The 2,289-nt window shown below is 72.6% G+C and carries 1 protein-coding gene and 1 tRNA gene; both read left to right on the top strand.

Going from position 1 to position 2,289, the window contains the following annotated elements:
- Positions 1 to 432 precede the first annotated feature (432 nt).
- Complete coding sequence (locus ACFU74_RS37085) at positions 433 to 1,830, top strand: MFS transporter (protein ID WP_380764544.1); 1,398 nt, start codon at positions 433 to 435, stop codon at positions 1,828 to 1,830.
- 136 nt (positions 1,831 to 1,966) lie between these two features.
- Positions 1,967 to 2,040 (top strand) — tRNA-Pro (locus ACFU74_RS37080).
- Positions 2,041 to 2,289 lie beyond the last annotated feature (249 nt).

Below are 2,289 nucleotides of genomic sequence, written 5' to 3'. Positions count from 1 at the left end.
CCGCGCCCGGTCCCCGCCCCCCGCACCCGGGGTGGACTGGGGGGGGGTGGGGGGGGCGACGCCGGCCCCCCCCGGGTGGGGGGGGGGCGGGCCCCGCCCCGCGGGCCCCGCCCGACTTCCCTTCTCCCCGCTCTCGCTGAGAGCCTCAGGAGAGCCCGACCAGCGAGGCGCAGGGCGGGTCGCCACCGAGGCCGACGCCGGTGTCGCGCCCAAGCTGCACCTGGCCGCGAAGTCCTGTCGGGCGTCGTCCTAGGAGCACTCGCCGAGGCCGCCGCACGACCTTCGCCGCGTGGACGGTGCTCGCCGCCTTGAAGCTGGAGGGCCCGACGCCCCCCGCCTGGAACCGATGGAGCGGCACGGCGTGGTCGCGCGCAAGCGCGCACCCCACCCCGGTGTCGGCGGCCGGCCCGGCCGGGGCCACGATGGTCCACTGTGTCGACCAATCATCCTGCCAATTCCGAGGCCGACGGGGACTCGCCACCCACTCCCTCCGACGCCGCCCCCACCCCTTCCCCCACCCCTTCCCCTTCTCCTTCCCCCGCCACTTCCTCCATCCCTTCTCCCGCCTCCCTCGCTTCGCCACCTGCCTGGTACCGAAGGCTCGCCCGTAGCGCCTTCGCCGACCTGAGCCCGCTGCGCGACCACGCCGACTACCGGCGGGTCTGGTTCGGGCAGTCCGTCTCCTCGGTCGGCCAGCAGATGACGGCCGTCGCCGTCTCCGTCCAGGTCTACGACCTGACCGGCTCCACCTTCGCCACCGGCCTGGTCGGCCTCTTCTCGCTCATCCCGCTGGTCGCCTTCGGCCTCTACGGCGGAGCCATCGCCGACACCGCCGACCGCCGCCGCCTCGGCCTGATAGGCGCGGCCGGCCTCTCCGCCGTCTCCGCCGTCCTGGCCGCCCAGGCGCTCGCCGGCCTCGGCCTGGTCGCGGTCCTCTACGCGGCCGTCGCCCTCCAGGCCGGCTTCTTCGCACTCGCCTCACCCGCCCGCTCGGCGATGATCCCGCGCCTGGTCCCCGCCCATCAGCTCCCCGCCGCCAACGCCCTGAACACCGTCAGCATGAACCTCGGCCTCACCGTCGGCCCCATGCTCGGCGGCGTCCTCATCGGCGCCTTCGGCGTCCAGGCCGCCTACCTCGTCGACACCGTCGCCTTCGGAGCCACCCTCTACGCGATGTGGCGCCTGCCCGCCATGCTCCCGCTCGGCGAGCGCAAGGGCCGGGCCTCCGTCCTCGACGGCCTCCGCTTCCTGCGCGAGCAGCCCAACCTGCGCACCAGCTTCCTCGCCGACCTGGCCGCGATGATCTTCGGCATGCCGCGCGCCCTCTTCCCGGCCCTCGCCGTCACCTTCTACGGCGGCGACGCCCGCACCGTCGGCCTGCTCGCCGCGGCCCCCGCCGTCGGCGCCCTGGCCGGCGCCCTCTTCTCCGGCTGGGTCGGCCGCATCCACCGCCAGGGCGCCGCCGTCCTGGCCGCCGTGATCGCCTGGGGCCTCGCCATCGCCGCCTTCGGCCTGGTCCGCAACCTCTGGCTCGGCCTCCTCCTGCTCGCCGCCGCCGGCTGCGCCGACACCATCAGCATGATCTTCCGCAACACGATGATGCAGGTCGCCGCCCCGGACGACATGCGCGGCCGCCTCCAGGGCGTCTTCATCGTGATCGTCGCCGGCGGCCCCCGCCTCGGCGACTTCGAATCCGGCGCCGTCGCCTCCCTCACCAGCCCGACCGTCTCCGTCGTCAGCGGCGGCCTCGCCTGCGTCGTCGCCATCCTCCTCCTCGCCGCCCGCCGCCCCGCCTTCCTCCGCTACGACGCCCGCCACCCCACCCCCTGACCACCCCACCCCCAGAACCCTGCAGCGAGCACCCCCCGACGTGCTGTATTGTTTTCCTCGTCGCCGGGACAACCGGCCGACAAGGTCGAGAAACCCGAAGCAGAGCCCCCCAGGCTCCGCCCGGGCCACGAGACCACGGGACGTGGCGCAGCTTGGTAGCGCACTTGACTGGGGGTCAAGGGGTCGCAGGTTCAAATCCTGTCGTCCCGACTGTGAAGTCGCTTGTGAGAGCGGGTACTTGGGAAACCAAGGGCCCGCTCTTGCTGGTTTTCGGGCTCGTTTTTTTGGTCCCGGGTGGTCCCAAAATGGTCCCCAGGTATGGCCGCAGGTTCGTCGCCACTCGATGCTTGAGTGGCTGGTGTGCGGATTGTTCTTCGATCTCAAGGTGAAGTGCGAGACCTCCTTGTCGTTTTACTAGAGCGAGGTGTGGCGGCGCACTTGACCTTCGGTCAAGTGCGC

The sequence above is a fragment of the Kitasatospora sp. NPDC057500 genome (assembly GCF_042802195.1).
GTDB lineage: Bacteria > Actinomycetota > Actinomycetes > Streptomycetales > Streptomycetaceae > Kitasatospora.
The sequence above is the reverse complement of the archived record's forward strand: the minus strand, read 5'-3'. Positions and strand labels throughout refer to the sequence as shown.